This window comes from Halomonas elongata (assembly GCF_029081005.1).
GTDB classification, from domain to species: Bacteria; Pseudomonadota; Gammaproteobacteria; order Pseudomonadales; family Halomonadaceae; genus Halomonas; species Halomonas elongata_B.
The window spans coordinates 130,908-155,525 of sequence record NZ_JAJQTQ010000008.1; the positions used below are offsets into that span (position 1 = coordinate 130,908).

General features: G+C 63.6%; 22 protein-coding genes and 4 tRNA genes. 6 read left to right on the forward strand and 20 right to left on the reverse strand.

From position 1 onward, the window contains the following. Positions 1 to 11 precede the first annotated feature (11 nt). Positions 12 to 929, reverse strand: a complete 918-nt coding sequence (gene osmF / locus LU493_RS08260; protein WP_275287341.1) for a glycine betaine ABC transporter substrate-binding protein OsmF — start codon at positions 927 to 929, stop codon at positions 12 to 14. Positions 930 to 1,023: 94 nt separating this feature from the next. On the opposite strand from osmF, the gene LU493_RS08265 reads away from it, so the two are divergent. Beyond that, positions 1,024 to 1,983 carry a DUF1853 family protein gene (locus tag LU493_RS08265; RefSeq protein WP_275287310.1) on the forward strand — a complete coding sequence of 320 codons (960 nt, stop codon included), beginning with the start codon at positions 1,024 to 1,026 and terminating at the stop codon, positions 1,981 to 1,983. Between the two features lie 150 nt (positions 1,984 to 2,133). Here the strand turns inward: LU493_RS08265 and LU493_RS08270 are convergent, their stop codons facing one another. From LU493_RS08270 to LU493_RS08285, 4 genes are read right to left on the reverse strand one after another with little or no spacing between them, the layout of a single operon-like run. Then, complete coding sequence (locus tag LU493_RS08270; protein WP_275287311.1) at positions 2,134 to 2,913, reverse strand: ABC transporter permease; 780 nt, start codon at positions 2,911 to 2,913, stop codon at positions 2,134 to 2,136. After that, positions 2,906 to 3,628: an ABC transporter permease gene (locus LU493_RS08275; protein WP_275287312.1), complete on the reverse strand. Its 723-nt coding sequence runs from the start codon at positions 3,626 to 3,628 to the stop codon at positions 2,906 to 2,908. The genes LU493_RS08270 and LU493_RS08275 overlap by 8 nt, the downstream gene beginning before the upstream one ends. A gap of 43 nt (positions 3,629 to 3,671) precedes the next feature. Next, the gene (locus tag LU493_RS08280; RefSeq protein WP_275287313.1) at positions 3,672 to 4,448 is read right to left on the reverse strand and encodes a transporter substrate-binding domain-containing protein; all 777 of its coding nucleotides are present in this window, start codon (positions 4,446 to 4,448) and stop codon (positions 3,672 to 3,674) included. 2 nt (positions 4,449 to 4,450) lie between these two features. After that, positions 4,451 to 5,260, reverse strand: a complete 810-nt coding sequence (locus LU493_RS08285; protein ID WP_275287314.1) for an amino acid ABC transporter ATP-binding protein — start codon at positions 5,258 to 5,260, stop codon at positions 4,451 to 4,453. 100 nt (positions 5,261 to 5,360) lie between these two features. Between LU493_RS08285 and LU493_RS08290 the strand changes: the two genes are divergently transcribed. The 3 genes from LU493_RS08290 (at position 5,361) to LU493_RS08300 (ending at position 7,765) form a co-directional block, all read left to right on the forward strand. Further along, positions 5,361 to 6,236, forward strand: coding sequence for a dimethylarginine dimethylaminohydrolase family protein (locus LU493_RS08290; RefSeq protein WP_275287315.1), 876 nt, complete (start codon positions 5,361 to 5,363; stop codon positions 6,234 to 6,236). Between the two features lie 3 nt (positions 6,237 to 6,239). Beyond that, complete coding sequence (locus tag LU493_RS08295; protein WP_275287316.1) at positions 6,240 to 6,863, forward strand: TetR/AcrR family transcriptional regulator; 624 nt, start codon at positions 6,240 to 6,242, stop codon at positions 6,861 to 6,863. A 602-nt stretch (positions 6,864 to 7,465) separates the two neighbouring features. Further along, a complete protein-coding gene (locus LU493_RS08300) occupies positions 7,466 to 7,765 on the forward strand; it encodes a hypothetical protein (protein ID WP_275287317.1) in 300 nt (99 codons plus the stop codon). A 133-nt stretch (positions 7,766 to 7,898) separates the two neighbouring features. Here the strand turns inward: LU493_RS08300 and cysS are convergent, their stop codons facing one another. Both cysS and LU493_RS08310 read right to left on the reverse strand, forming a co-directional pair. Beyond that, on the reverse strand, positions 7,899 to 9,305 hold the full coding sequence (gene cysS / locus LU493_RS08305; protein ID WP_275287318.1) for a cysteine--tRNA ligase: 1,407 nt from the start codon (positions 9,303 to 9,305) through the stop codon (positions 7,899 to 7,901). A gap of 1 nt (position 9,306) precedes the next feature. After that, positions 9,307 to 10,983, reverse strand: coding sequence for a glutamine--tRNA ligase/YqeY domain fusion protein (locus tag LU493_RS08310; protein WP_275287319.1), 1,677 nt, complete (start codon positions 10,981 to 10,983; stop codon positions 9,307 to 9,309). 143 nt (positions 10,984 to 11,126) lie between these two features. Between LU493_RS08310 and LU493_RS08315 the strand changes: the two genes are divergently transcribed. Continuing rightward, positions 11,127 to 11,630 carry a peptidylprolyl isomerase gene (locus LU493_RS08315; protein WP_275287320.1) on the forward strand — a complete coding sequence of 168 codons (504 nt, stop codon included), beginning with the start codon at positions 11,127 to 11,129 and terminating at the stop codon, positions 11,628 to 11,630. 81 nt (positions 11,631 to 11,711) lie between these two features. Continuing rightward, positions 11,712 to 12,476 (forward strand): UDP-2,3-diacylglucosamine diphosphatase, encoded by a 765-nt coding sequence (locus LU493_RS08320; RefSeq protein ID WP_275287321.1) that lies wholly within the window; start codon positions 11,712 to 11,714, stop codon positions 12,474 to 12,476. Positions 12,477 to 12,479: 3 nt separating this feature from the next. Here the strand turns inward: LU493_RS08320 and LU493_RS08325 are convergent, their stop codons facing one another. The 13 genes from LU493_RS08325 to LU493_RS08385 all read right to left on the reverse strand — a co-directional run bounded on the left by LU493_RS08325 (position 12,480) and on the right by LU493_RS08385 (position 24,477). Next, complete coding sequence (locus LU493_RS08325) at positions 12,480 to 13,544, reverse strand: methylenetetrahydrofolate reductase (RefSeq protein ID WP_275287322.1); 1,065 nt, start codon at positions 13,542 to 13,544, stop codon at positions 12,480 to 12,482. Then, positions 13,541 to 14,008, reverse strand: coding sequence for a methylenetetrahydrofolate reductase C-terminal domain-containing protein (locus LU493_RS08330; RefSeq protein WP_275287323.1), 468 nt, complete (start codon positions 14,006 to 14,008; stop codon positions 13,541 to 13,543). The genes LU493_RS08325 and LU493_RS08330 overlap by 4 nt, the downstream gene beginning before the upstream one ends. A gap of 109 nt (positions 14,009 to 14,117) precedes the next feature. Continuing rightward, positions 14,118 to 15,128: a CobW family GTP-binding protein gene (locus LU493_RS08335; protein ID WP_275287324.1), complete on the reverse strand. Its 1,011-nt coding sequence runs from the start codon at positions 15,126 to 15,128 to the stop codon at positions 14,118 to 14,120. Between the two features lie 191 nt (positions 15,129 to 15,319). After that, positions 15,320 to 17,140: a SurA N-terminal domain-containing protein gene (locus LU493_RS08340; RefSeq protein ID WP_275287325.1), complete on the reverse strand. Its 1,821-nt coding sequence runs from the start codon at positions 17,138 to 17,140 to the stop codon at positions 15,320 to 15,322. Between the two features lie 195 nt (positions 17,141 to 17,335). Continuing rightward, positions 17,336 to 17,608 (reverse strand): HU family DNA-binding protein, encoded by a 273-nt coding sequence (locus LU493_RS08345; RefSeq protein ID WP_013332105.1) that lies wholly within the window; start codon positions 17,606 to 17,608, stop codon positions 17,336 to 17,338. Between the two features lie 176 nt (positions 17,609 to 17,784). Further along, positions 17,785 to 20,193, reverse strand: a complete 2,409-nt coding sequence (gene lon, locus LU493_RS08350; RefSeq protein WP_275287326.1) for an endopeptidase La — start codon at positions 20,191 to 20,193, stop codon at positions 17,785 to 17,787. A 166-nt stretch (positions 20,194 to 20,359) separates the two neighbouring features. Beyond that, positions 20,360 to 21,637, reverse strand: coding sequence for an ATP-dependent Clp protease ATP-binding subunit ClpX (clpX, locus tag LU493_RS08355; protein WP_275287327.1), 1,278 nt, complete (start codon positions 21,635 to 21,637; stop codon positions 20,360 to 20,362). Between the two features lie 76 nt (positions 21,638 to 21,713). Continuing rightward, positions 21,714 to 22,334, reverse strand: a complete 621-nt coding sequence (gene clpP, locus LU493_RS08360; protein WP_275287328.1) for an ATP-dependent Clp endopeptidase proteolytic subunit ClpP — start codon at positions 22,332 to 22,334, stop codon at positions 21,714 to 21,716. Positions 22,335 to 22,418: 84 nt separating this feature from the next. Then, the gene (tig, locus tag LU493_RS08365; protein WP_275287329.1) at positions 22,419 to 23,774 is read right to left on the reverse strand and encodes a trigger factor; all 1,356 of its coding nucleotides are present in this window, start codon (positions 23,772 to 23,774) and stop codon (positions 22,419 to 22,421) included. A gap of 253 nt (positions 23,775 to 24,027) precedes the next feature. After that, positions 24,028 to 24,102: transfer RNA gene (locus tag LU493_RS08370), tRNA-His, on the reverse strand. Positions 24,103 to 24,127: 25 nt separating this feature from the next. Continuing rightward, positions 24,128 to 24,202: transfer RNA gene (locus tag LU493_RS08375), tRNA-His, on the reverse strand. A gap of 53 nt (positions 24,203 to 24,255) precedes the next feature. Then, positions 24,256 to 24,332, reverse strand: a tRNA-Arg gene (locus tag LU493_RS08380). 68 nt (positions 24,333 to 24,400) lie between these two features. After that, a tRNA-Pro gene (locus LU493_RS08385) sits at positions 24,401 to 24,477 on the reverse strand. Between the last annotated feature and the right edge of the window lie 141 nt (positions 24,478 to 24,618).

Consider the following 24,618-nt stretch of genomic DNA (forward strand, 5'->3'; position numbering starts at 1 on the left):
CACATCCGACCTCAGCTATCCAGGTTGTCGAGGAAGTCGGACGCCACCTGGGCCGGGTCGAGCCCCTTGACCGCCACGTCGCCATTGAGGCGCTGCAGGGTGTCACGGTCGAGGGCCTCGAAGACCGGTGCCAGCAGGGTTTCGATCTCGGGGTGCGCGTCCAGCACGCTCTCGCGCACCACCGGCGTCGGCTGGTAGACCGGCTGCACACCGAGGGTGTCGTCCATCACGACCAGATCCAGGGCCTTGAGGCCACCATCGGTCCCGTAGGTCATGGCGGCATTGACGCCACTGGTCTGCTGGGCGGCGGCCCGCATGGTCGCGGCGGTGTTGCCGCCAGAAAGTACCAGCAGCTGATCGTCGGCGAGATCGAAGCCATAGGCTTCCTGGAATGCCGGCAAGGCCTGGGGCGACTCGACGAACTCCGCGCTGGCCGCCAGCTTGAAGTCGCCACCCTCGTCGAGATAGTCCGCCAGGTCCTCGAGACTCGCGAGGTCATGTTCGCGAGCCAGCTCGCCCCGCACGCTGATCGCCCAGGTATTGTTGGCCTCCGCTGGGGTCAACCAGACCAGGCCGTTGCGTTCGCGATCCGCATCCTTGACCGTCTGGTAGGCCTGCTCGGCATCCTTCCATGCGGCGCTGTCGGCCATGTCGAAGAAGAAGGCGCCATTGCCGGTATATTCCGGATAGAGGTCGATTTCCCCTGCCGTGAGCGCCTCGCGCACGATACTGGTGGTGCCGAGCTGCAGGCGATTTTCCACCTCGAGGCCGCCATTCTCCAGGCGCTGCAGGATCAACTGACCGAGCACCGAGCCCTCGGTATCGATCTTGGAGGCCACCACCACCGGCGAATCATCGGCCTGGGCCACGGACAGGGTCATCAAGGTACCGGCCGCCGCGGCGGCGAGACGCGTCAGTACAGGGTTCATCATTAGCACCTGCTGGCTGTGTATGTATCCTGAGAGTATAAGGCCCGACTCAACGGACTGTCAGAACGGCATCTCAACGCCGTAGCGAGGGCGCATGCCACCCCACGATACCGACTTCCTGGAACACTGGCAGCACCCTCTGGTCAGGGATCTGGCCTGGTTGCTGCTGGCCCCGGACCTGCTGGCCCTGGCCTGGCCGGGCCGTCCGACTCGGGCGGCGCTCGGCCTCGGCAGCATCGAGGCGCTACGCGGCTACCTCGATACCCAGGCGGCCCTTCCCGAGGCCCTCGAGACCAAGGCCGGCGCTCCCGGCGCGACACGCCTGGGACACTACCACGAACGACTGTGGCAGCACCTGCTGGAGACCGCCCCGACGACTCGACTGCTGGCGCATAACCTGCCGATCGCGCGCGAACGCCGCACTCTGGGCGAACTCGACCTGCTCTACCGGAATGACGGCGATCGCACGCCTGTGCATCTCGAGGTGGCCATCAAGTTCTATCTGGGTCTGCCGGAGGGACCCGGCGAGGCGCACGACCAGGCTCGCTGGATCGGTCCCGGTGGCCTCGACAGCCTGGCCATCAAACGAGCACACCTGGAGCGCCATCAGTTGCCCATGGCGGACATGCCGGAGGCGCAGCTCGCCATGTCGCAGCGGCTCGGCGTGGCCTTCGGCGGTCGACTGCATCAGCGGCTGGCGATGCCCGGCGTGCTCTTCTACCCCTATCGACACCAGGTACCGGCGCCTCGTCAGGCCCATCCCGCGCATCAGCGCGGGCTATGGCTGCACTGGCGAGACTGGCCGTCCATTGCCGCGACACTGCCTGCGCAGACGCGAGGCACCTGCATGGGCAAGCCACACTGGCTGGCCCCGCCTCGCCAGGAAGCACTGATGCCACTCACGGCGCTGTCGGCCTGGCTCGACAGGCACTTCGCCAGCGGCGGCGCACCGCGCCAGATCGCCTTGCACGACCCTGTCCGCGGCTGGCGACGCCTCTTCGTGGTCGACGACGCCTGGCCACGCCAGGTGCCGCTGCCCCCCGGCCCCTCTTGAACCGCGACGGACAACGTCCTTTCCCCTCGAGCACCAACGCTCTGCTCCTGGTAAAAGCTCTCCAGCAGACAAGCCAAAAGAAGGTGCCCATGGCATGGGGCAGAAGGCTCGACACAGGGTCGGCGTGATGGGCGATATGGGGCGCGACTCTCAATCGCCGGCAGAGCGACGAGACCATGAGCGTTCCAGGACACCGAAAGCCAGGGTGATCAGGCCGGCCAGGATCAGATAGATCAGGGCCATCAACAGCAACGGCTCATAGACCAGGTAGGTCTCCTGCCGGATACGCCCGAACACGGCATAGGTATCCACGGCGGCAATGGTGGCGACCAGCGGCGTGGCCTTGAGCTGGATGATCAGCTCACCGTTGAGAGTCGGCAACACGCGCTGCACGGCCCGAGGCAACCAGATGCGCCGCAGGATCGCCAGCGGGTGCATGCCGAGCGAGCGTGCCGCCTCCAGCTCGCCTCTCGGCACACCGGCGAAGCCACCGCGCATCACCTCGCCCTCGTAGCCGGCGAACGACAGTGTCAGGGCCACGAAGGCGTAAGGCCAGGCCTCGGTGAGATAGGGCCACAGCCAACTCCCGCGCACACCTGGCAGGTAGGGAAACAGTGAGCCGAGTCCGTAGTACAGCAGCCAGATCTGCAGCAGCAACGGAGTGCCACGAATCAGGGTACAGAAACAACGGGCCAGCCAGGCCAACGGACGGGGCCCCGTTGCCTGCACCAGCCCGAGGGGAATCGCCAACAGGAACCCCGCCACGCTGGTGGTCACCAGCAGCACCAGGGTCAACCAGAGTCCGCCCAGAATGGCGTCACGGTAGTCGAGCAGCCAGTCCCAGCGCATTTGCAGCGCCATCATCGTGACACCCAGCACAACGATGGCGATCAATACGAGACGATGCGGTGGCAGGCGACGTTCAGCCATGTGACATCCCCCTGGTGGCACGGTGCTCCAGCGCCTTGAACACAAGGTTCGAGATCAGGGAAACGAGCAGGTAGAGCACACCGGCCGCACACAGAAACAGCAGATGGTGTTTGGTGGCGCCGGCCGCCTGACGCGCTGCCAGGGTCAGTTCGGTGAAACCGACCACCGCCAACAACGCCGTATCCTTGGTGGCAATCAGCCAAAGATTGGAGAGCCCCGGCAACGCCCCCGGCAGCATGGCCGGCAAGGTGATACGCCGGAAGGTCTTGGCGGCCGACATACCCAGAGAGTAGGCCGCCTCGATCTGGCCATCGGGAATGGCGCGAATCGCGCCGCGCATCACCTCGGTGGCATAGGCCCCCTGAACCAGGGCAATCACCGCGATGCCGGCGGCAAAGGGACCGATTTCCACCTCTCCCTGCCCGACCATGACCAGCAGCTGGTTAAGTGCCTCAGGCACGGCGAAGTAGAGCAACAGGATCAGCACCAGTTCCGGCACCGCACGAATGACCGTGGTATAGCACGCCAGCAGATCGCGGGTGACGGGGCCGCCGGAGAGCTTGCCGGCAGCCCCGGCCATGCCGATCAGCAGCCCCAGCAGATAGCCGCCCCCCGCCACCTGCAGCGACAGCCATAGCCCGTCGAGCAGAACGCCGCCCCAGCCGGGCGGCGCCAGCGCGAGCAGCTCCGCCATGCTCATGTCGCGATAGTTCATGGCTCAGAACGACTCCTTGCCAGATCCGTCATCACCCTCCACCTCAGGCGTCGGGCTCACCGTAGATATCGAAGTCGAAATAACGGGCGGTAATCTCGTCATAGGTACCGTTGGCCCGAACCTCGGCGATCCCTTCGTTGAGCCGGTCACGTAGAGCGTCGTCTTCCTGGCGGATCCCGAAGCCGATACCTTCTCCCAGGGTCTCCGGGTCCTGGGCTACATTGCCCTTCATCTCACAGCACAGTTGGCCTTCATCGCTGGCCAGAAACTGCTCGACGATCAGGCGATCGGCCAGGGTGGCATCCAGGCGCCCGGCGAACAGGTCCTGATTGGCTTCATCCTGGGTCTGATACTGCCGCAGGGTTGCCTCGGGGAAATGCGCCTGGGCATAGGCCTGGTGGATGGAGGCGGACTGCACTCCGAGCGCCTTGCCGGCGAGACCTTCGGGCGTTGCCTCCAGCGCGACACCCTTGGCACCGGCCAGCGCCGCGGGCGTCTGGTAGTACTTGTCCGAGAAGGCAATGGTCTCGCGACGCTGGTCGGTAATGCTCAACGACGCAGCGATGAAGTCGATCTTGTCGCCGGTCAGGGCGGGGATCAGGCCATCCCAGGAGGTCGTGACGATCTCGCACTCCAGCTCGGCGGCTTCGCAGACCGCCCGGGTGATGTCCACTTCCCAACCATGCAGATCACCGCTCGCATCCAGCGTGGCGAAAGGCGGGTAGGGTTCGGTCGCGAAGCCGACACGGGTCACCTCGGCATGCGCCAGCGGGGCCAGGCAAAGCGAGGTCAGGGTAGTCGTCAGCAGCAGTCGTTTCATTGTCATTCTCCTTGGGATGGACTGACCGAGCCCAGGAAGCGCTGCAGTCGCTGGGCAGTCGGGGCGCCGAACACCTGTCCGGGCGGCCCCTGTTCGGCGATCTCCCCCTGGTCGAGGAAGATGACCCGGTCCGCCACATCGGCGGCGAACGCCATTTCATGGGTCACGATGATCATGGTGCGACCCTCCTTGGCGAGGTCGCGTATCACCGTCAGCACCTCCCCTACCAGCTCAGGGTCCAGCGCCGACGTGGGCTCGTCGAACAGCAGTGCTTCGGGGCCCATCGCCAGGGCCCGGGCAATAGCACCACGCTGTTGCTGGCCACCGGAGAGTGTTGTCGGATAGGCCTCCCGGAGGTGGTAGAGGCCGACTCGTTCCAGCAGGGCCCGGGCCTCGTCGCGCGCTTCGGTTCGCGAACGCTTCAGCACCTGGATCGGTGCCTCCATGACATTGGCCTCCAGAGTCATGTGTGGCCATAGGTTGAACCCTTGGAAGACCATGCCCAGGCGTGCCCTCAGGCGACGCAACTGCCGGCGATCGGCGGGTTCATGCCGTGCCCCCTGGCCACGGAAGGGAATCGTTTCCCCCAACAGGCGCAGCGATCCGGAGGTGGGCGTCTCGAGCAGGTTGAGGCAGCGCAGTAGCGTGGACTTGCCCGAACCGCTGCTGCCGATCAGCACGACGACGTCCCCCCGTCCGGCGGAGAGATCGATGCCCTTGAGGACCCGGTCGTCGCCATAAGCCTTGTGCAGATTCTCGACCTCGATGACGGCGTCGCTGTGGAAGGCGGTAGTGGTCGATGAATCGCTCACATCGGGTCTCCGGGATTGTGCCTGTTGTTATGCGGTTGCATAAACTATGCATCTGTATAAGATGCGAGTCAACGATCCCAACCTGCCATGGAGCCTGCCCATGTCCCGCTATGGATGCCAATCGATGGCCGCCCCCATGACCCGCGTGCTGATGCGCCGTCCCGGAGCGAGCCTGAAGCGAGCCGACCCCGCGGAATGGCATTACAACGACCATTTCGATGCCGACAAGGCAATCGCCCAGTACGATGCCTTCACCGAACTGGTGCAGGCCTCTGGAAGCGAGATCGTATGGATCGAGGACGATGGCGATGGCCTCTCGGATGCCATGTTCACCCGCGATGCCTCGCTGATCACACGTGCCGGCGCCGTGCTGTTCCAGATGGGCAAGCCTCTGCGCGCTGCGGAACCCGAACTTCACGGGCGCCATTACGAGGCGGCGGGCATTCCGGTGCTCGGACGCTTGACCGGCGACGCCTGCATCGAAGGGGGCGACACCCTCTGGCTCGACGACAGCACCCTGGTCGTGGGCATGGGCTTTCGCTCCAATCGCGAGGGCGTACGCCAGTTGAATGCGCTGCTCGGCCCGCACGGCATCGAGGTGCTGGGCTTCGACCTGCCGGTATGGGATGGCGAGGCTGCCTGCCTGCACCTGATGTCGGTCATCTCACCGCTCACCGACGACCTCTATCTGGTCCACCCCAAACTGATTCCGGCTGCCCTGTGGACCCTGATGAAGGCCCGTGGTATCACCCTGGTGACGGCTCCCGAAGCCGAATTCCATGACTCCCTGGGCCTTAACCTGAACGTCATGCCGCTCGCGCCCGGCGATTGCCTGATGATCGACGGTTTCCCTGGCACCAGGGCCGTGATGGAGCGGCACGGGATTCGAGTACGTACCTTCGCCGGTGATGCCCTGTGCATGGCCTGCGAGGGCGGCCCCACTTGCCTGACCAACCCGATCCTGCGCGAGGCCTGACCCATGGCGACCCGGCGTACCGGCAACGACCGCGAGAGCGTCCTGATCGACGCCACCCTCACCTGTATTGCGCGGGAGGGCATCTCTGCAGCCACGGTACGCAACATCGCCGATTATGCCGGCGTCACCAACGGCCTGATCCGCTTCTACTTCAAGAGCAAGGATGGCATTCTCCAGGCCGCCTACCGGCGCTTCCTGGAGCGCCTCTTCGAGGCAGCCCACGGCACCATCGGCGGCGACATGACGGCGTGCGAGCGTCTCGAACGCTACCTGCTGGCCAACCTTTCGCCGCCCATCGTCACCCCGGACAGCCTGCTGCTGTGGGCCAACTTCCTGCCCCTCACCCATTACGATGACGCCATGGCCGACATCCGTCGGCACTGGTATACCCGCACGACTCTCGCCTTCCGCGACCTCATCCACGGGGCACTGGAAGAACACGGTCATGCACCGAGCGACACCGAGCTGCGCCGACTCTCCGTCGCCGTCAACGGTCTTATCGACGGCCTGTGGATCGAGGGCTCCCTGTCCACCGAGACCCTCGACATCAACGAGCTTCAGACCATCGGGCTTGATGCCACCTCGCGACTGCTGGACATCCCGGCCTCCCATTCGCCGAAAAGGTAAGCATTGTCGCGCGTCACCTCCGGGACACGCACCGGTGACGGCCCACGGTCGTTGATCGCCGACAGGGACGCTCTCACCGAGCCTTCATCCGCCCGCCGTGCCTTTCGGTGACTGGTTGAACGAAGAACAATTAAGAAACAGTGTTTGCAAACAGTGTTTTTATACTACTCTGAAAGGCAAGGGTCGAGGGCTGAGCCGGTCCAGCACCGGGTATGTGCCCACTCTCACGCCCTGATACATGGCGAACGAGAATCGCTTGCCATGACCGTCAAGCCGTTCGGAGGGATGCAGTATGAACCCGGTATCGCTGTTGCCCCATCTTCCCATTGGGAACCACACCCTGCCCAGAGCGCGCCCCATGCGTCGAAACGCACGCATCGAGCTGCTCCACCGACCACGTCCCCGTGCTCATGACAAAGTGGAAGTCGGCTGCCTCTCCCATACCCCTCACGAAGATCTGGGGCCAATGGATCTGGTCAATGCCAAGCGTAGGCTCGATTTCTACTCACGCTGGCACGGGCTGGAAGAGCCTCGCCTGCAGATATGGAAAGCACCCTGAACTCTCGCTCAGCACGAGTCGCCGACGAAGGAGGGACGTGCTCATGAACACCGGAACGTCACTCGCCCCGCGCTGGCAGCATGTCCACGCCGATTGGTGGCAGGACGATCGGGGCAACGACATCCATCGCGTCGAGATCGACGATGATGCTCTCTACCACTGCCACCTTGCCGGATCGCCACTGCCGTGGAGCGCAGTAACCAGAAGCCTGGACGAAGCCATGGGCATCGTCGACGAAGGGCCGAGTCCTTCCTCTCTCGACGGCGCCAGAGGCACGGCGGCTTCCCTTTCCGAAACGCAGCGAAGGTCCCGTCTCTTCAGCCGATCAAACAGTCAGGCATGACATTGGCCCGGCATGCATCATGTCGGGTTACTCGCGCCCCTACGCCAACAAATCACCTGCCTGCGTCAGCGTGGGGCGGGCGACAATCAACGCGATCAGGTGAATTCGACTTTGATTGTCATGTTGACAGCATTCAGCCACCGGGCGCCTCGAACACCCAAGTGGTGCCTTCACGGCTATCCTTGAGCACGATGCCGAGCGCGGCCAGTTCGTCGCGGATGCCATCGGCGCGGGCGAAATCGCGGGCCTTCTTGGCCTCGGCACGCTCGGTGATCTTCGCCTCGATCTCGGCGTCGGACAACGGCAGCTCACCGGCGCCTCCCTTGAGGAAGGTGGTCGGGTCCTGCTGCAGCAGGCCGAGCACACTGCCCAGTCGCTTGAGCTCGGCGGCCAACGCCGGGGCTTCGTCCGGCGACTCCTTGCGTGCCCGATTGAGCTCGCGGGCCAGGTCGAACAGCACCGACATCGCCCCGGCGGTATTGAAGTCGTCGTCCATGGCCTCGGTGAACCGACGGTCGAAACTCGGATCGACCGCCGTGCCCCCGAGCTCCACGCCGTCGAGTGCCAGCCCTTCGAGAGCATTGTAGAAACGCTCCAGCGACTTGCGGGCATCGGCCAGCGAGTCCGGGGCGTAGTTGATCGGGCTGCGATAGTGGCTGGCCACCAGCAGGTAGCGCACCACTTCGGGATCGTGATGCTCGAGCACCTCGCGGATGGTGAAGAAATTGCCCAGTGACTTGGACATCTTCTCGTGCTGCACGCGTACCGCGCCGGCGTGCATCCAGGTGTTCACGTACGGCTTGCCGGTGGCCGCCTCGCTCTGGGCAATCTCGTTCTCGTGGTGCGGGAAGGTCAGGTCGGGCCCGCCGCCATGGATATCGAAGGTCTCGCCCAGGCAGCAGGTGGACATCGCCGAGCACTCGATGTGCCAGCCCGGCCGCCCCGGCCCCCAGGGCGACAGCCAGTCCGCCTCGCCCGGCTTGGCAGCCTTCCAGAGCACGAAGTCGAGGGGATCTTCCTTGTGCTCTTCCACGTCGACCCGGGCCCCGGCACGCATGTCGTCGGGGTCGCGGTTGTTGAGCTTGCCGTAGTCGGCGAACCGGCGTACCCGATAATAGACGTCGCCATTGGTCGCCGCGTAGGCGTAGCCCTTGTCGATGAGCGTCTGGATCATGGTGACGATCTCATCGACATGCTGGGTGGCACGCGGTTCGGAATCGGGCCGCAACACGCCGAGGCGCCCTTCGTCCTCGTGCATGGCATCGATCATGCGGTCGGTGAGCGACTCGATGGTCTCGCCGTTCTCCTCGGCCCGCTTGAGGATCTTGTCGTCGATGTCGGTGATGTTGCGCACGTAGGCAACGTCATAGCCGCGCGCGCGCAGGTACCGGGTAATGACGTCGAAGGCGACCATCACCCGGGCATGGCCCAGGTGGCAGTAGTCGTAGACGGTCATGCCGCAGACGTACATCCGGACTCGCCCCGGCTCGATGGGCGTGAAGGTTTCCTTGCGCCGCGTCAGGGTATTGTAGATCTGCATGTCAGCCCTTCTTCTTGATCTTCGCCCAGGTATCCTTGAGTCCCACCGTGCGGTTGAACACCAGGTGGTCGGGACGGCTGGCGTAGCGATCGGCGCAGAAGTAGCCCACGCGCTCGAACTGATAGCGGCCTTCCGGCTCGGCCTCGGCCAGGCTCGGCTCGCCGAAGCCCTGGACGGTGACCAGCGACTCGGGATTCAGGTGCTCGAGGAAATCGGCGTCACGATCCTTGTCCGGCTGCTCGACCAGGAAGAGGTTGTCGTAGAGCCGCACTTCCATGGGCACGCCGTGGGTGGCGCTGACCCAGTGCAGCACGCCCTTCACCTTGCGGTCCTCGGGGTTCTTGCCGAGGGTGTCGAAATCCACCGAGCAGCGCAGCTCCGTCACTTCGCCGTCGTCGTCCTTGATTACCTCGTCGCAACGGATCACGTAGCTGTTGCGCAGGCGCACTTCCTTGCCCGGCGCCAGACGGAAGAACTTCTTGGGCGGGTCTTCCATGAAATCGTCGCGATCGATATAGACCTCGCGGGTGAACGGCACGCGGCGCGTCGGCATGTCGTCACGGGCGGGGTGGCCGGCCACCTCGTACACTTCCTCATGATCCTCGGGCACATTGGTCAACACCACCTTCAGCGGCTTGAGCACGCACATGGCACGCGGCGCATTGTCCTCGAGGTCGGAACGGATCGCGTGAGTCAGCATGGCGATATCCACCAGCCCGCCGTCGGCGCGGGTGACACCGATCATCTCGCAGAACTTGCGAATCGAGGCCGGCGTGTAGCCGCGGCGACGCATGCCGGAGATGGTCGGCATGCGGGGATCGTCCCAGCCGTCGACGATACCCTGGTCGACGAGCAGCTTGAGCTTGCGCTTGGACGTCAGGGTATAATTGAGATTGAGCCGAGCGAATTCGATCTGCCTCGGTCGCGACGGTACCGGCAGGTGCTCCAGGAACCAGTCGTACAGCGGCCGATGATCCTCGAACTCCAGCGAGCAGATGGAGTGGGTCACGCCTTCCAGGGCATCCGACTGGCCATGGGTGAAGTCGTAGGACGGATAGATCTTCCACTTGTCGCCGGCCTGATGATGGTTGGCGTGGCGGATGCGGTAGAGGATCGGATCGCGCAGATTGATGTTGGACGACGCCATGTCGATCTTGGCCCGCAACACTTTCTCGCCCTCGGCGAACTCGCCGACACGCATCCGTTCGAGCAGGTCGAGGTTCTCCTCGACGCCGCGCTCCCGGTACGGGCTCGGCTTCCCCGGCTCGGTGAGAGTGCCGCGATACTCGCGAATCTCGTCAGGCGAAAGGTCATCGACATACGCCTTCCCCTCACGCACCAGGTGCTGGGCCCAGGCATACAGCTGATCGAAGTAGTCGGATGCGAAACGCACCTCGCCGGCCCATTCGAAGCCCAGCCAGTTCACGTCCTCCTTGATGGCATCGATGTAGGCCTGCTCTTCCTTCTCCGGGTTGGTATCGTCGAAGCGCAGGTTGCAGTCGCCACCGAACTGCTCGGCGAGCCCGAAATTCAGACAGATCGACTTGGCGTGGCCGATATGCAGGAACCCATTGGGATGCGGCGGGAACCGGGTGACGATCTTGTCGTGCCGGCCAGCCTCGAGTTCCTCCTGGATCTGGTTGCGAATGAAGTTCGGCGCGCTGGTGGTCTCGGTCATGTTGATTGGGCAACCTCTGGTTGAACGCGGGCCTGTCGGGCGTCACCGGGGTATCCGGCTTCGCGCATCGACGCAAAACCGCTATTATAGCGCCACGCCCATGCACGGCGCCAAGGCGTCTGCCCCGAAGACAGGAAATCGTCATGATCACGCTGCAAACCAATTTCGGCGATATCGTCATCGCCCTGAATCACGACAAGGCGCCGAAGACGGCAGCCAACTTCGAACGCTACGTTCGCGAAGGCTTCTACGACAACACCCTCTTCCATCGGGTCATCGACGGTTTCATGGTCCAGGGCGGCGGTTTCGACCTGGATTTCAACCAGAAACCGACCCATGAGCCGATCGAGAACGAAGCCGACAATGGCCTGGAGAACCGTGTCGGTGCCCTGGCCATGGCCCGCACCCAGGATCCGCACTCGGCCACGGCCCAGTTCTTCATCAATATCGCCGACAACGACTTCCTCAACCACCGCGGCAAGAACCTGCAGGGTTGGGGATACTGTGTCTTCGGTAACGTCGTCGAAGGCATGGATGTGGTCGAGCGTATCAAATCGGTCAAGACCACGCGCCGCGGCATGCATGCCGACGTGCCTGCCGAGGATGTCATCATCCAGAGCGCTCGCCTCCAGGATGCCACCGACTGACCCTCGGTCGCCTGGTGATTCGCGCCCGCCTCGGCGGGCGTCGTCTTTGCTCTCCATTCGCCTCCGCCCACGGAACACGACATGGCCACCCTGCTGATTTCCGACCTGCACCTGCACCCCGGCGCCCCGGCGATCACCGAAGACTTCCTGCGCTGGCTCGATGAGCGGGCCAGTGGTGCCGACGCCCTCTATATTCTGGGCGACTTCTTCGAGGCCTGGATCGGCGATGACCTGCTCGATCTCGGCGACGCCGACCCGACCGGCACCTCCGCCCTTGCCTGGCGCGTGGCCTCGGCCCTCAAGGAACGCGCCGATGCCGGCACTCGTCTCTACCTGATGCATGGCAATCGCGACTTCCTGCTCGGCGAGCGGTTCGCCCGTGAAGCCGGCGCTACGCTGCTTCCCGACCCAAGCCTGGTGACCCTGGGTGACGAGCGGGTTCTGCTGATGCACGGCGACAGCCTGTGCACCCGCGACGAGGCCTACATGGCTTTCCGGGGCCAGTCGCGTGATCCCGAATGGCAGGCACAGATTCTCGCCATGCCGATTCCCGAGCGCCTCGAACTGGCACGCCAGTTGCGTGAGCGCTCCGGCGAGGCCAACTCCAACAAGGCCGAGGACATCATGGACGTGACACCGGAAGAGGTCGTGAAGACGCTGCGTGAGCACGACGTGACCACCCTGATCCACGGCCACACCCACCGTCCCGACGTGCACGACCTGGACGTCGATGGGCACGCCGCGCGTCGCTTCGTGCTGGGTGACTGGCAGCCGGGCATCGGCTGGGAAATCGAGGCCGCGCCTGGCCGCGACCCGGTATTGCGGCGCGTCATGCTATCCGAGTGACCCTCAGCTCGAGGCGGCGGCAGGCAGCTCCCCGGCCGCCTCCGGCGATTCCGGATTGAGTTCGGTGGGATTGTCACGGCCGGGGTACCAGGGCACCCGCCCCTCGAGCACACCGGTTTCCTCGATGATGTGCGCCACCGTGGTTTCCTGCCGGTAGGCCATGATATGGGCGCCACTGACGCCTTCGATCTCGCGCACCTCCTGCAGGATGTCCCGACACAGGCGCGCCCCCTCCTCGCGCTGATTGCTGGCCCCTTCCAGGCGCCGGATCACGGCGTCGGGAATGTATATGCCGGGCACGTTGTCGCGAACCCAGCGTGCACTGCGCGCCGAAGGCAGGGGGCCCATGCCGACCAGCACATGGACACGGTCGGGCCCTTCCAGCAGGCCGAGATCACCGACCTCGGCCATGAAGTCCCGCAGGACAGCGACATCGAAGCAGTACTGGGTCTGAATGAAACGCGCGCCGGCCGCCACCTTCTTGGCCAGGCGCTGGGCGCGCGAGGCCCGCGGCGGCACGAAGGGATTCGCCGCCGCGCCGAGGAACATGCGTGGCGGGGAATCGATCGGGCGCCCGCTCTCGAAACAGGACTCGTCACGCATCCGGCGCGCCATCTCGAGCAGCGACGGCGAATCGAGATCGAAAACCGGTCGGGCATGGGGATGGTCGCCGGCCTGGACACCGTCCCCCGTCAGGCACAGCAGGTTGCAGGCTCCCATGGCCGCCGCGCCCAGAATCTCGCCCTGCATGGCGATCCGATTACGATCACGGCAGGACATCTGCAGGATGGTGGCATAGCCGACCCGCGTCAGCAGCGAGCAGACGCCGACGCTGGACATGTGGCAGTTGGCCCCGGAGCCATCGGTGGCATTGATGGCATCGACATAGCCATCGAAGATCGCGGCACGTCGCAGGACCTCCGCCGGATCCGCGGAATCCGGCGGATCGATCTCGGTGGTCACCGCAAAGCGCCCGGCCCGCAGGACCCGTTCGAGCCGACCGGGGGAAACATGCCCCGGCAGCACGGGCAGTGAATAGCCGGGAACCGGCTCGTCATCGAACTTCATCGCCGGCCTCCTGCCTTTGCATCATGCTCGCCCCGGGCCACGCGCAGCCAGGAGGAGGTCCCTTCCAACGAAGCGTCCAGGGGCAGTTGCACGACATGGATGCGATCCCCGTGCTTCATGCGCCGACTGCCCTCCCAGGCATCCAGCCACACGCAGCGCATCTCCGGTTTCACCTCGCAGCCACCGTCCTCGCGCACCCCGCCACAGGGGCCGTTGCGCAGCCGCTTGGGACAATTCATCGGGCACGACATACCGGTCGAGCTGAGCACGCAGTGGCCACACATCTGGCAGTCGAAGAGCAGCCCCTTGATCAGCCGTTCGAGACGAGCCATCGGCGCCTCGAGACGCGCATAACCGATTCGCTTCAGCAACGGCGCCGAGCGCTGGAGCATGACCTCGAACCCCGCATAGAGAAGCTCGAAGGCGCGGGCGTGACGTACCACCCAGCGTCGCACTCGATACATGACGGCATCCTGATAGTTCGCGGAATTTCTCCGCCGAGACGACTCTTGACTCGTAGCCTAGGAAGAGGCAAGCCAGAGCACATCCATCAGGACGACAATGACGTGTGCGTCACCGTCGTGTCTCGAGGCAGGCGGTCAGGGACCTTTCCAGGCTCGTCGCATCGGGCATGTCATCCGGTTCGCCCAGCAACTCCAGCCGCGAATCATGCCGCCAGACACTCGGCCGAATCTCCGCCGCTCCCGATGCCCGGTTGTAGAACAGCCAGCCCCGATCGGTATGAAATACTCCCTTGACCCGCAGCATCGTCGGCAAGGACGCCAACCGCGTTTCCAGGGCATGGCGATCGAAGCGATCCCGGGGATGCCAACGCCAGCCCAGGCTGGCATGCCCGAGGGCGTTGCCCGGCTCGAGCACCGGCGTTCTTCGCCCTGGCTCGCTCGAGACGCCCCGCTGCATCGACGCGGTGTGGTGATGCGAACTCGGCGTCGCGACCGCCTCGCCGACGCCGGGCTCGGCCGAGAGCAGCAACTCGCTCGGCAGACGACCATAGGGGGCTTCGCGCACCCAACGACGCGGTGGCCAGAATCCCTCCAGCCAGTGCCGTGCCGCTGCCGTCTGTCGAGTGCTGGCGAGGTCGGTCATGGTCAAGGCCACTGCATCGGCCATGCGCAGCTGGTCGAGAAAGGTCTCATGCGCCATGGCGCGGGCATCATCCAGCCGGCGAGGATCCAGCACGGCCACCACGCCGCGAATATCGAGCGCGTCGGCAAATCCTTCGTCGCGCAACAGATCCAGCAGACCTGCGGGATGCCCCAGTCCCGAGGGCTCGATGATCAGGCGATCCGGTCGGTGACGACGCAACAACCTGACCAGCGTGGCGCGCAACACCACGGCTTGCTGGCAGCAGAGACAGCCACCGGGCAACGCCTCGACGATCAGGTCATCGTCCGCATCGAACATCGCCTGGTCGATACCGACGCGACCGAATTCATTGATGACCACCGCCCAGCGCTCGCCCGTCGGCTTGTGGGCCAGCAGATGATGGATCAGCGAACTCTTGCCGGCACCGAGGAAGCCGGTGATCACGTGTACGGGGGTATCGGCGAGTGGAGTGGGCATGGGCTATGAGGTGTGAGATGCGCGATGCGAGGTGAGAGGTGAGAGGTGAGAGGTGAGAGGTGAGAGGTGAGAGGTGAGAGGTGAGAGGCAAGGAATGCTGGAAGGGAAGCCGTTACCGAGAAGCGTGAGGGATGAGGGGCACCTCCCCCCTCATCCGTTCCTCGTCATCTCTTCCTCCTTACCTCGGAGGATCAGAGCCGCTCGATTTCCGACTGTTCGCGCAGGAAGTCGAGCAGGCCATTGACGGCCGCCTGGGAGCGAAGCTGCTGTGCCATGCGTGCCACGTAGGCCTCGCTCTGCTCGTTGACCTCGCCATCGGCGACCTGGTCCAGGGCGATCAGCACCACGCGCTGCCCATCGACCGCACGACCGAAGACGGCTTCATCGCCCTCGGGGTGCGGCAACCGGAAGACCGCGTCCACGACCGGCTGCGCGAGCTCGGTATCGTCCTGACGGCTCAGGCCCTCGGTCCGACGCCAGTCGATCGCCGGTGATTCGCCGGATTGCAGGGCCTCGATCAGTCGATCCGCCTCATCCTTCAATGCGTCGCGCGTCTTGCGTGCCTGGACGGCGTCGGCCACCTGAGGACGCACGTCCTCGAGCGGCAACGTCGTGGCCTCGCGATGGTCGAGTACGCGCAGGACCATACGGCGGTCCTCATCCAGCTCGATGACCTCGCTGTTGAAGCCCTCCTCGAGCACATCCGAGGTGAAGGCCTGACGCATCACGCCCGGCTCGGAGAGAACGCCCGAGACATTCTCGCGGCTGACCCAATCGCTGGTCTGGCGCTCGAGCTCCAGATCCTGTGCCACGCTCTGCAGGTCTTCGGCGGCAAAGCTCTCGTCGATCAAGCGCTGGGCCCGATCATCGAAGGTGGACGCAACCTGCTCACGGGCAACCTCAAGAGCCAGGCGATCACGCGCTTGCTCGAAGGAAGGCCGATCCAGCTCGGTCACCTTGAGCAGGTGCAGACCATTGCCGGTTTCGACGATGTTCGATACCTGCCCTTCTTCCAGGGAGAACGCCGCCTCGTCGAAGGCCTCGCCGAAGAAGCCACGGCTGATGACCCCGAGATCGCCTCCCTCGTCACGGGTCGAGGCATCATCGGAGTATTCGGCGGCCAGGTCGGTGAAGGACGCTCCTTCGGCGAGCTGCTGTCGCGCCTGTTCGAGTCGTGCCTCGGCCTCTTCCCGCGTCCGCTGATCACCGAACTCGACCATGATGTGTGATACGCGGCGATCGGCGTCGGCGGCTTCGGCCTTCCAGGCATCGCGCAAGGCTTGCTCGCTGACATTCACCTGCTCGGCCATACGCTCGCGATCCAGTACGACATAGGCCAACTTGACCTGTTCCGGCCGCTGATAGTCGTCGGCATGCGCCTCGTAATACGCTTCGAGTTCTTCGTCGCTGGCCTCGGGGCGGCTCTCCAGGTCATCGGCGGTCAGGGCATGGTGGCGAAAGCTGCGGGCTTGGCGTTGCAAGGCGGCCAATCGCTGCTCTTCCGTCTCCAGGCTGAACTCGCTGGCGGCCAGGCCTTGTTGCAGCTGACGCCGCTTCATGTCCGAACGCAGCTGGTCGCGAAACGCCAGCGGCGTGAAGCCGGCACTGGAAAGACGGTTCTGGAACAGTTCCTGGGAGAAGTTGCCGTCCTGGTCCTGGAACTCGGGCAAGCTGACGATCAATTGATCGATCTGACTCTCGGAGAGGTGCATGCCCCCCTCCTCGGCATGCTGGGCCAGCAGGCGCTCGGAGATCAAGCTGTCGAGCATCTGGCCACGCAGCTCGCGCTCCCGCTCGGGAGGCACCTGGCCACTGCGGATGGCACGCTGGACCTCGAGCTCCAGTTGCTGGCGCGAGATCGATTCGCCATTGACCTTGGCGACATCGTCCCCGTCGTCGCCCAGCAAGCCGACCAGCGACTCTGCACCGAACAGTGCCATGGCCACCACCACGGTACCGATGATGATCTTGGCGCCCCAGCTCGCGGAGCGGTCACGAATACTTTGCAGCATGCAGGCCTCTGCTGAATGAAGAGTGTCGGAACGCGCCACATTATACGCATCCTCGAAGGCCTGGCGACCCTCGGCACGCGAGGTCGTCAGCACCCTCGACGCCCGGGCCAGGCGTCAAAAACAAAACAGGCGCACCGCTGAGCGATGCGCCTGCATGGGACCCGACGTCAACGGTGGTCGGCGATACGCGACACCTTAGTTGACGGAATCCTTTAGCGCCTTGCCGGCCTTGAAGCTCGGCACCTTGGCGGCGCTGATCTGGATCGGCTCACCCGTCTGCGGGTTACGGCCGGTGCGTGCCGCACGCTCCTTGACAGTGAAGGTACCGAATCCCACCAGAGACACGCTATCGCCTTTCTTCAGGCTATCGGCCACAGCGTCTACCATGGCATCCAGCGCGCGCGAAGCAGCGGCTTTGGGAATATCGGCAGACGCGGCAATGGCTTCGATCAGCTCGGATTTATTCACACTTCACCCCTTGACTGTTTCGTAAATTGGCTCTAATCGGCGAGACTTACGGCTGAATGACGCGATCACAGCATAGCGATAGTTTATAGCAATGCGATGAAAGACATGTCAAGCGACCATCCCTGATAATCCCCATCATGCCGGGCTTTTCGCCTCGGCATGATAGCGAAAAAACGTCAGTGTGTACTGATCATCGAGTGAGAAGAGGCCGTTTCCTCCGCTCTAGTTTCCTCGTTATCCGAACTCACTTTTTCGGTTAACGCAACATCAAGAACCTCATCAATCCAGCGAACGGGCCGGATATCAAGCGCATCCTTGATGTTATCAGGAACCTCCTTCAAGTCGCGGCGGTTCTCCTCCGGTATAAGCACCGTCTTTATACCACCCCGCCTGGCCGCCAGCAATTTCTCCTTGAGACCGCCGATCGGGAGGACTTCACCACGCAGATTGACCTCGCCCGTCATCGCGACGTCACAACGCACGGGTCGACCAGTGTAGGCCGAAATCATGGCGGTGACCATGGCGATACCGGCACTCGGCCCATCCTTGGGGGTCGCCCCCTCGGGCACGTGGATGTGCAGGTCTTCCTTCTCGAAGCGTTCTGGATCGACGCCGAGCGAGATAGCCCGGGCACGGACCACCGTCTGGGCGGCACTGACCGACTCCTTCATCACGTCGCCCAGCGAACCGGTCTTGTCGAGCCGCCCCTTGCCGGGCGTGACCACCGATTCGATGTTGAGCAGCTCGCCCCCCACCGAGGTCCAGGCCAGGCCCGTCACGCGGCCCACCTGGTCTTCCTGGTCGGCCAGGCCATAGCTGTAGCGACGCACGCCGGCGTAGGCCTCGATATCCGCTGCCGAGAGATGGTCGGGGGCCTGGGCCCCTTCCTTGCTCTCCTGCTCGAGACGCTGGCGCAGCACCTTGCGGCAGACCTTGGCGATCTGACGCTCGAGCTCGCGCACACCGGCCTCCCGGCTATAGTAGCGAATCAGCTCCAGCAGGGACTCGTCGGAAAACGACAGTTCGTCCGCCTTGAAGCCGTTGGCCTTGAGCTGCTTGGGCACCAGGTAGCGTCGCGCGATGGCCTGCTTCTCGTCCTCCGTATAGCCCGGCAGACGGATGACCTCCATCCGGTCGAGCAGAGGACCGGGGATGTTCATCGAGTTGGCCGTACAGATGAACAGCGTCTCCGAAAGGTCGTAGTCCAGCTCGAGGTAGTGGTCGCTGAACTTGTCGTTCTGCTCGGGATCCAGCACCTCGAGCAGCGCCGAGGCGGGATCGCCGCGATGGTCCATGCCAATCTTGTCGACCTCGTCGAGCAGGAACAACGGGTTCTTGACCCCGGCCTTGCTCATGCGCTGGACCATCTTGCCCGGCAGCGAGCCGATGTAGGTACGACGGTGGCCGCGAATCTCGGACTCGTCGCGCACACCGCCGAGCGCCAGGCGCACGTACTTGCGATTGGTCGCGCGGGCGATGGACTGCCCCAGCGAGGTCTTGCCCACCCCGGGAGGACCGACCAGGCACAGCACGGGGCCCTTGAGCTTCTTGACCCGTTTCTGGACGGCCAGGTATTCGAGAATGCGTTCCTTGACCTCTTCCAGGCCATGGTGGTCCTCGTCCAGGACCTGCTGGGCGTGCTGAATATCGTGGCGCACCCGGGTACGCTTCTTCCAGGGCACCGAGGTCAACCAGTCCAGATAGGAGCGCACCACCGTGGCCTCGGCAGAAGATGGCGACATCATGCGCAGCTTGCCGAGCTCCTGCCTGGCCTTCTCCGCCGCCTCCTTGGGCATGCCGGATTCCTCGATGGCCTGCTCGTACTTGTCGGCCTCGTTGGGCACGTTCTCGAGCTCGCCCATCTCTTTCTGGATGGCCTTCATCTGCTCGTTGAGATAGTACTCGCGCTGGGACTTCTCCATCTGGTCCTTGACCCGCGAACGAATACGCTTCTCGACCTGGAGCAGATCGATCTCGGACTCGATCAGCGCCATCAGGTGCTCGACCCGGTCGCGCACCCGATCCATCTCCAGCAGTTGCTGCTTGTCGTCGATCTTCAGCGAGAGATGGGCGCAGATGGTATCGACCAGCCGGCTCGGATCCTCGATGCCGGACAGCGAATTCAATACCTCGTTGGGCACCTTCTTGGACATCTTGACGTACTGCTCGAACTGATTCAGCAGTACGCGGACGAGGGAGTCCTGCTCGCGCTCGGTCAGTGGTTCGCTCTCGCGCAGCACCACCTCGGCACGGCTATAGCCGTCGTCGACGGCCTGAATGTCACGGATATCGGCCCGAGACTCTCCCTCGATCAGCACCTTGACGGTACCGTCGGGCAGCTTGAGCAGCTGCATGATCTCGGCCACGGTGCCGATGGAGAAGAGGTCCTCGTTGTCCGGATCGTCCTTGCTGGCCTCGCGCTGTGCTACCAGCAGCACGCGCTTGTCGGCTTCCATCGCCGTTTCCAGCGCCTGGATGGATTTCTCCCGGCCGACGAACAGCGGAATGACCATCTGCGGGTAGACGACCACGTCCCGCAGCGGCAAAAGGGGCAGACTAAGAGTCTGTTCGGCGTTCTGCTGCATCGCAGACGTTCCTCAAACGATTCGGGTGAATACCAAGGGAATGGGGACGATACCCCGACATTGCAAGGTCGTGGCGACGGCGCGGCACAGAAAAGGGCCGCCAGGCGGCCCTTTTCGTCACGACTCCCTGTCCGGGCCCCGGCAAGGGACCGACCGGCTCGGCAGGCTAGCCGCTGGTTCCGTCGACCCGCGACTCGTCCTGCTGGGAATAGATCAGCAGCGGTTCGCTCTCGTTGGCGATCACCGAGGCATCGATCACCACCTTGGACACTCCCTCGATGGAAGGAATTTCATACATGGTGTCGAGCAGTACCGACTCGAGAATCGAGCGCAGACCGCGCGCCCCGGTATTGCGCGCCATGGCCTTGGCAGCCACCGCCCGCAGGGCATCCTCGCGGAAATCGAGCTCCACGTTCTCCATGTCGAACAGACGCGCATACTGCTTGATCAGGGAGTTCTTGGGCTCGGTGAGGATCTGGATCAGGGCATCCTCGGTCAGCTCGGTCAGGGTCGCGATCACCGGCAAGCGGCCAACGAATTCGGGGATCAGCCCGAACTTGACCAGGTCCTCCGGCTCGACATCGAGCAGAAGATCGCCGACGCCCTTGGTCTCATCCTTGCTCTTGACCTCGGCATTGAAGCCGATACCGCCTTTTTCGGCACGGTCGCGAATGACCTTGTCGAGACCGGCGAAGGCACCACCGACGATGAAGAGCATGTTGGTGGTGTCGACCTGCAGGAACTCCTGCTGAGGATGCTTGCGCCCTCCCTGGGGCGGCACCTGGGCCGTCGTGCCTTCGATCAGCTTGAGCAGCGCCTGCTGAACGCCCTCCCCCGAAACATCGCGGGTAATGGACGGGTTGTCCGACTTGCGCGAGATCTTGTCGATCTCGTCGATATAGACGATGCCCCGCTGGGCCTTGTCCACATCATAGTCGCACTTCTGCAGCAGCTTCTGGATGATGTTCTCGACATCCTCGCCCACGTAACCGGCCTCGGTCAGCGTGGTCGCATCGGCGATGGTGAAGGGAACATTGAGAAGCCGCGCCAAGGTCTCGGCCAGCAGGGTCTTGCCGCTACCGGTCGGACCGATGAGCAGGATGTTCGACTTGCCGAGCTCGACCTCATCCTTGGCGCCATAGCGCAGACGCTTGTAATGATTGTAGACCGCCACCGACAGCACCATCTTGGCGCGGTCCTGGCCGATCACGTAGTCATCGAGAGTGTGACGAATCTCGCGCGGGGCGGGCAGACGCTCCTCATCGCTCTCGGCATCGGCATCGAGAACTTCCTCGCGAATGATGTCGTTGCACAGGTCGACACACTCATCGCAGATATACACGGACGGACCGGCAATCAGCTTGCGCACCTCGTTCTGATTCTTGCCGCAGAACGAGCAGTACAGCAGCTTGCCGTCTTCGTCCTTGCCTTTGCCGTCGGCCATTCGCGTACCTCTCTCACAGCGGCGGCCCTGAGACCGCCGGGAATCACGTAATCAGAGCGTGGTGAATTTCACGCTATCAGGATGTCGGCCGCTTATCCAGCACGGCGTCGATCAGGCCATATTCCGCCGCCTGCTCGCCGTTCATGAAGTTGTCGCGGTCGGTATCCTTGGCGATCGTCTCGAACTTCTGCCCGGTGTGATGCGCCAGGATCTGATTGAGGCGCTCACGGATACCGAGAATCTCGCGGGTGTGGATCTCGATATCGGACGCCTGACCCTGATAGCCCCCGAGGGGCTGGTGGATCATCATCCGCGAGTTGGGCAGGCAGTAACGCTTGCCGTGGGCACCGCCAGCCAGCAGCAGCGCACCCATGCTGGCCGCCTGGCCGATGCACACCGTCGAGACGTCCGGCTTGATGAACTGCATGGTGTCGTAGATCGACATTCCCGCCGTCACGGAGCCACCCGGCGAATTGATGTACAGGTGGATATCCTTGTCGGGGTTCTCGGATTCCAGGAACAGCAACTGCGCCACCAGCAGGTTGGCCGTATAGTCCTCGACCGGGCCCACCAGGAAGATCACGCGTTCCTTGAGCAACCGGGAATAGATGTCGTAGGACCGCTCGCCCCGCGCGCTCTGCTCGACCACCATCGGCACCAGGCCGCCGGCGGATTGGATATCGAACTCGTTACTCATCTGGGTGATGTCCTTGCATCCGATGTATGGAAGCGGCGGCTGACGCTTCGTCCGACCGGGACCGGACGAAGCGATCGGGAAGGATCAGGCCTGACTTTCGTCGGCCTCTTCCTCGGCTTCCTCGTCACCACCACCTTGTTGCTGGGCTGCGGCGAGCGCCTCCTGGTAGCTCATCTCCACGTCCTTGACGCTGGCCTGTTCGAGCAGCACATCGACAGCCTTCTCTTCGAGAATGGCGGACTTGACCTGATTCTTCATCTGGTCGTTGCTCATGTAATACTCGACGACCTGCTCGGGCTCCTGGTATTGCTGCGCCAGCTCCTCGACCTTGGCCTTGATTTCGTCATCGCTGGCATCGAGCTCGTTCACCTTGATGACTTCGGCCAGCAGCAGGCCGATCTGGACCCGGCTCTTGGCCTGCTCGGCGAACAGTTCGTCGGGCAGCTGGCTGACGTCGAAGTCCTCGCCGAGGCCGAACTGCTGAGCCGCCTGACGCTTCAGACCATCGGTTTCCTGCTGGATCAGCGCCTGGGGCACCGGAATGTCGTTGGCCTTCTTCAGCGCCTCGAGCACCTGCTGCTTGACGCGGTTGTCGACGGCCTGCTCGGCCTCGCGCGTCATGTTCTTCGAGATTTCCTCGCGGAACCGGTCCAGATCGCCATCCTCGACACCGAACTGCTTGACGAACTCGGCATCCACCTCGGGCAGCGACTGCGCCTTGATCGCATGGACCTTGACCTTGAAGGTCGCTTCCTGACCGGCCAGTTGCTCGGCCTGATAGTCTTCGGGGAAGGTGACCTTGAGTTCCTTGTCGTCCCCGGCCTTGGCGCCGATCAACTGCTCTTCGAAACCGGGGATGAAGCTGCCGGAGCCGATCACCAGCTCGTGACCTTCGGCACTGCCGCCCTCGAACGGCTCGTCACCGAGATAGCCCTGGAAGTCGATGGTCAGCTGGTCGCCATCCTCGGCGGCACGCTCGACCTCTTCCCAGCCGGCATTCTGCTTGCGCAGGGTCTCGATCATCTCGGCGACGTCGGCATCGACCACTTCGACGACAGGGCGCTCGACCTCGGTGCCCTCGATGCTGGCCAGCTCGACTTCCGGGTAGATCTCGAGAGTCGCGGTGAACTCCAGATCCTTGCCGGTCTCGTTGACGTCGGCTTCGATCTGCGGATAGCCGGCGGGATTGAGGTTCTCGTCGGTGATGGCGCGGACGTAACGCTCACGCATCACCTCGCCGACCACCTCATTGCGCACTTCGCTGCCGTAACGCTGGCGGATCACCGACATCGGGACCTTGCCCTTGCGGAAACCATCCATGCGCACGGTCTTGGCGGCGTCCTGGAGACGGGCAGCGACGGCCTCATCGATTTCGGCGGCCGGCACCTGCACCTTGACGCGGCGTTCAATCTGGGAGGTCGTATCGACGGAAACTTGCATGAATTGTCCTCTACACCGACGGGGGCGTTGGTTCTGTGGATAGCGTTGAAACGTTCAAAGGAGGGAATTCTATGAATCCCGCTACGCACTGGCAAGCGCCATGCCCTGACAAATGAGGGCTAACCAGCATACTTCAAGGGGAATTCGGGAAAAGAATTGCCTGCAGGGCCGCGAAAAATGCGCAACGAGGCAGCAATCGCCGCTGTCATCGGGCCTGAAAGGGAAACTCATGGAATACATCAGAGGGAGGCAATGGGGTGGATGATGGGGATCGAACCCACGACCACCGGAGCCACAATCCGGGGCTCTACCACTGAGCTACATCCACCACTGCCTGGGTAGGGTGTGTCGACTGGGGTGGATGATGGGGATCGAACCCACGACCACCGGAGCCACAATCCGGGGCTCTACCACTGAGCTACATCCACCATGGACGACACTGCTCGACCGTTTCGCTCCGCCAGACGGGAACCATTGAACATGGCGCGCCCAGCAGGACTCGAACCTGCAACCTACGGCTTAGAAGGCCGTTGCTCTATCCGGTTGAGCTATGGGCGCATTCTACGTTCCCAAGCGCCTTCCCGCAAGCTATCGAAGAAAAATCTTACTGATCAATCAATAGCTTGTGGTCGGGGTGGAGGGATTCGAACCCCCGACATCCTGCTCCCAAAGCAGGCGCGCTACCAAACTGCGCTACACCCCGCCGGCTCTTGCACGGCCCTGACGTCGCCGCAGAGGCCTCGTCAAGCGCTGCGTATTCTACGGAACTTTCCCCCACCGTCAAGTCGATAGCGTCATTGCCTTCGCTTTGCCTGGACGCCTGGTCATGCGAAAATTCCCTCCT

What these genes read in the sequence shown, in the direction of transcription:
- osmF (WP_275287341.1), bottom strand. Translation starts at nt 929, where the DNA reads ATGAACCCTGTACTGACGCGTCTCGCCGCCGCGGCGGCCGGTACCTTG.
- LU493_RS08265 (WP_275287310.1), top strand. Translation starts at nt 1,024, where the DNA reads ATGCCACCCCACGATACCGACTTCCTGGAACACTGGCAGCACCCTCTG.
- LU493_RS08270 (WP_275287311.1), bottom strand. Translation starts at nt 2,913, where the DNA reads ATGGCTGAACGTCGCCTGCCACCGCATCGTCTCGTATTGATCGCCATC.
- LU493_RS08275 (WP_275287312.1), bottom strand. Translation starts at nt 3,628, where the DNA reads ATGAACTATCGCGACATGAGCATGGCGGAGCTGCTCGCGCTGGCGCCG.
- LU493_RS08280 (WP_275287313.1), bottom strand. Translation starts at nt 4,448, where the DNA reads ATGAAACGACTGCTGCTGACGACTACCCTGACCTCGCTTTGCCTGGCC.
- LU493_RS08290 (WP_275287315.1), top strand. Translation starts at nt 5,361, where the DNA reads ATGTCCCGCTATGGATGCCAATCGATGGCCGCCCCCATGACCCGCGTG.
- LU493_RS08295 (WP_275287316.1), top strand. Translation starts at nt 6,240, where the DNA reads ATGGCGACCCGGCGTACCGGCAACGACCGCGAGAGCGTCCTGATCGAC.
- LU493_RS08300 (WP_275287317.1), top strand. Translation starts at nt 7,466, where the DNA reads ATGAACACCGGAACGTCACTCGCCCCGCGCTGGCAGCATGTCCACGCC.
- cysS (WP_275287318.1), bottom strand. Translation starts at nt 9,305, where the DNA reads ATGCAGATCTACAATACCCTGACGCGGCGCAAGGAAACCTTCACGCCC.
- LU493_RS08310 (WP_275287319.1), bottom strand. Translation starts at nt 10,983, where the DNA reads ATGACCGAGACCACCAGCGCGCCGAACTTCATTCGCAACCAGATCCAG.
- LU493_RS08315 (WP_275287320.1), top strand. Translation starts at nt 11,127, where the DNA reads ATGATCACGCTGCAAACCAATTTCGGCGATATCGTCATCGCCCTGAAT.
- LU493_RS08320 (WP_275287321.1), top strand. Translation starts at nt 11,712, where the DNA reads ATGGCCACCCTGCTGATTTCCGACCTGCACCTGCACCCCGGCGCCCCG.
- LU493_RS08325 (WP_275287322.1), bottom strand. Translation starts at nt 13,544, where the DNA reads ATGAAGTTCGATGACGAGCCGGTTCCCGGCTATTCACTGCCCGTGCTG.
- LU493_RS08330 (WP_275287323.1), bottom strand. Translation starts at nt 14,008, where the DNA reads ATGTATCGAGTGCGACGCTGGGTGGTACGTCACGCCCGCGCCTTCGAG.
- LU493_RS08335 (WP_275287324.1), bottom strand. Translation starts at nt 15,128, where the DNA reads ATGCCCACTCCACTCGCCGATACCCCCGTACACGTGATCACCGGCTTC.
- LU493_RS08340 (WP_275287325.1), bottom strand. Translation starts at nt 17,140, where the DNA reads ATGCTGCAAAGTATTCGTGACCGCTCCGCGAGCTGGGGCGCCAAGATC.
- lon (WP_275287326.1), bottom strand. Translation starts at nt 20,193, where the DNA reads ATGCAGCAGAACGCCGAACAGACTCTTAGTCTGCCCCTTTTGCCGCTG.
- clpX (WP_275287327.1), bottom strand. Translation starts at nt 21,637, where the DNA reads ATGGCCGACGGCAAAGGCAAGGACGAAGACGGCAAGCTGCTGTACTGC.
- clpP (WP_275287328.1), bottom strand. Translation starts at nt 22,334, where the DNA reads ATGAGTAACGAGTTCGATATCCAATCCGCCGGCGGCCTGGTGCCGATG.
- tig (WP_275287329.1), bottom strand. Translation starts at nt 23,774, where the DNA reads ATGCAAGTTTCCGTCGATACGACCTCCCAGATTGAACGCCGCGTCAAG.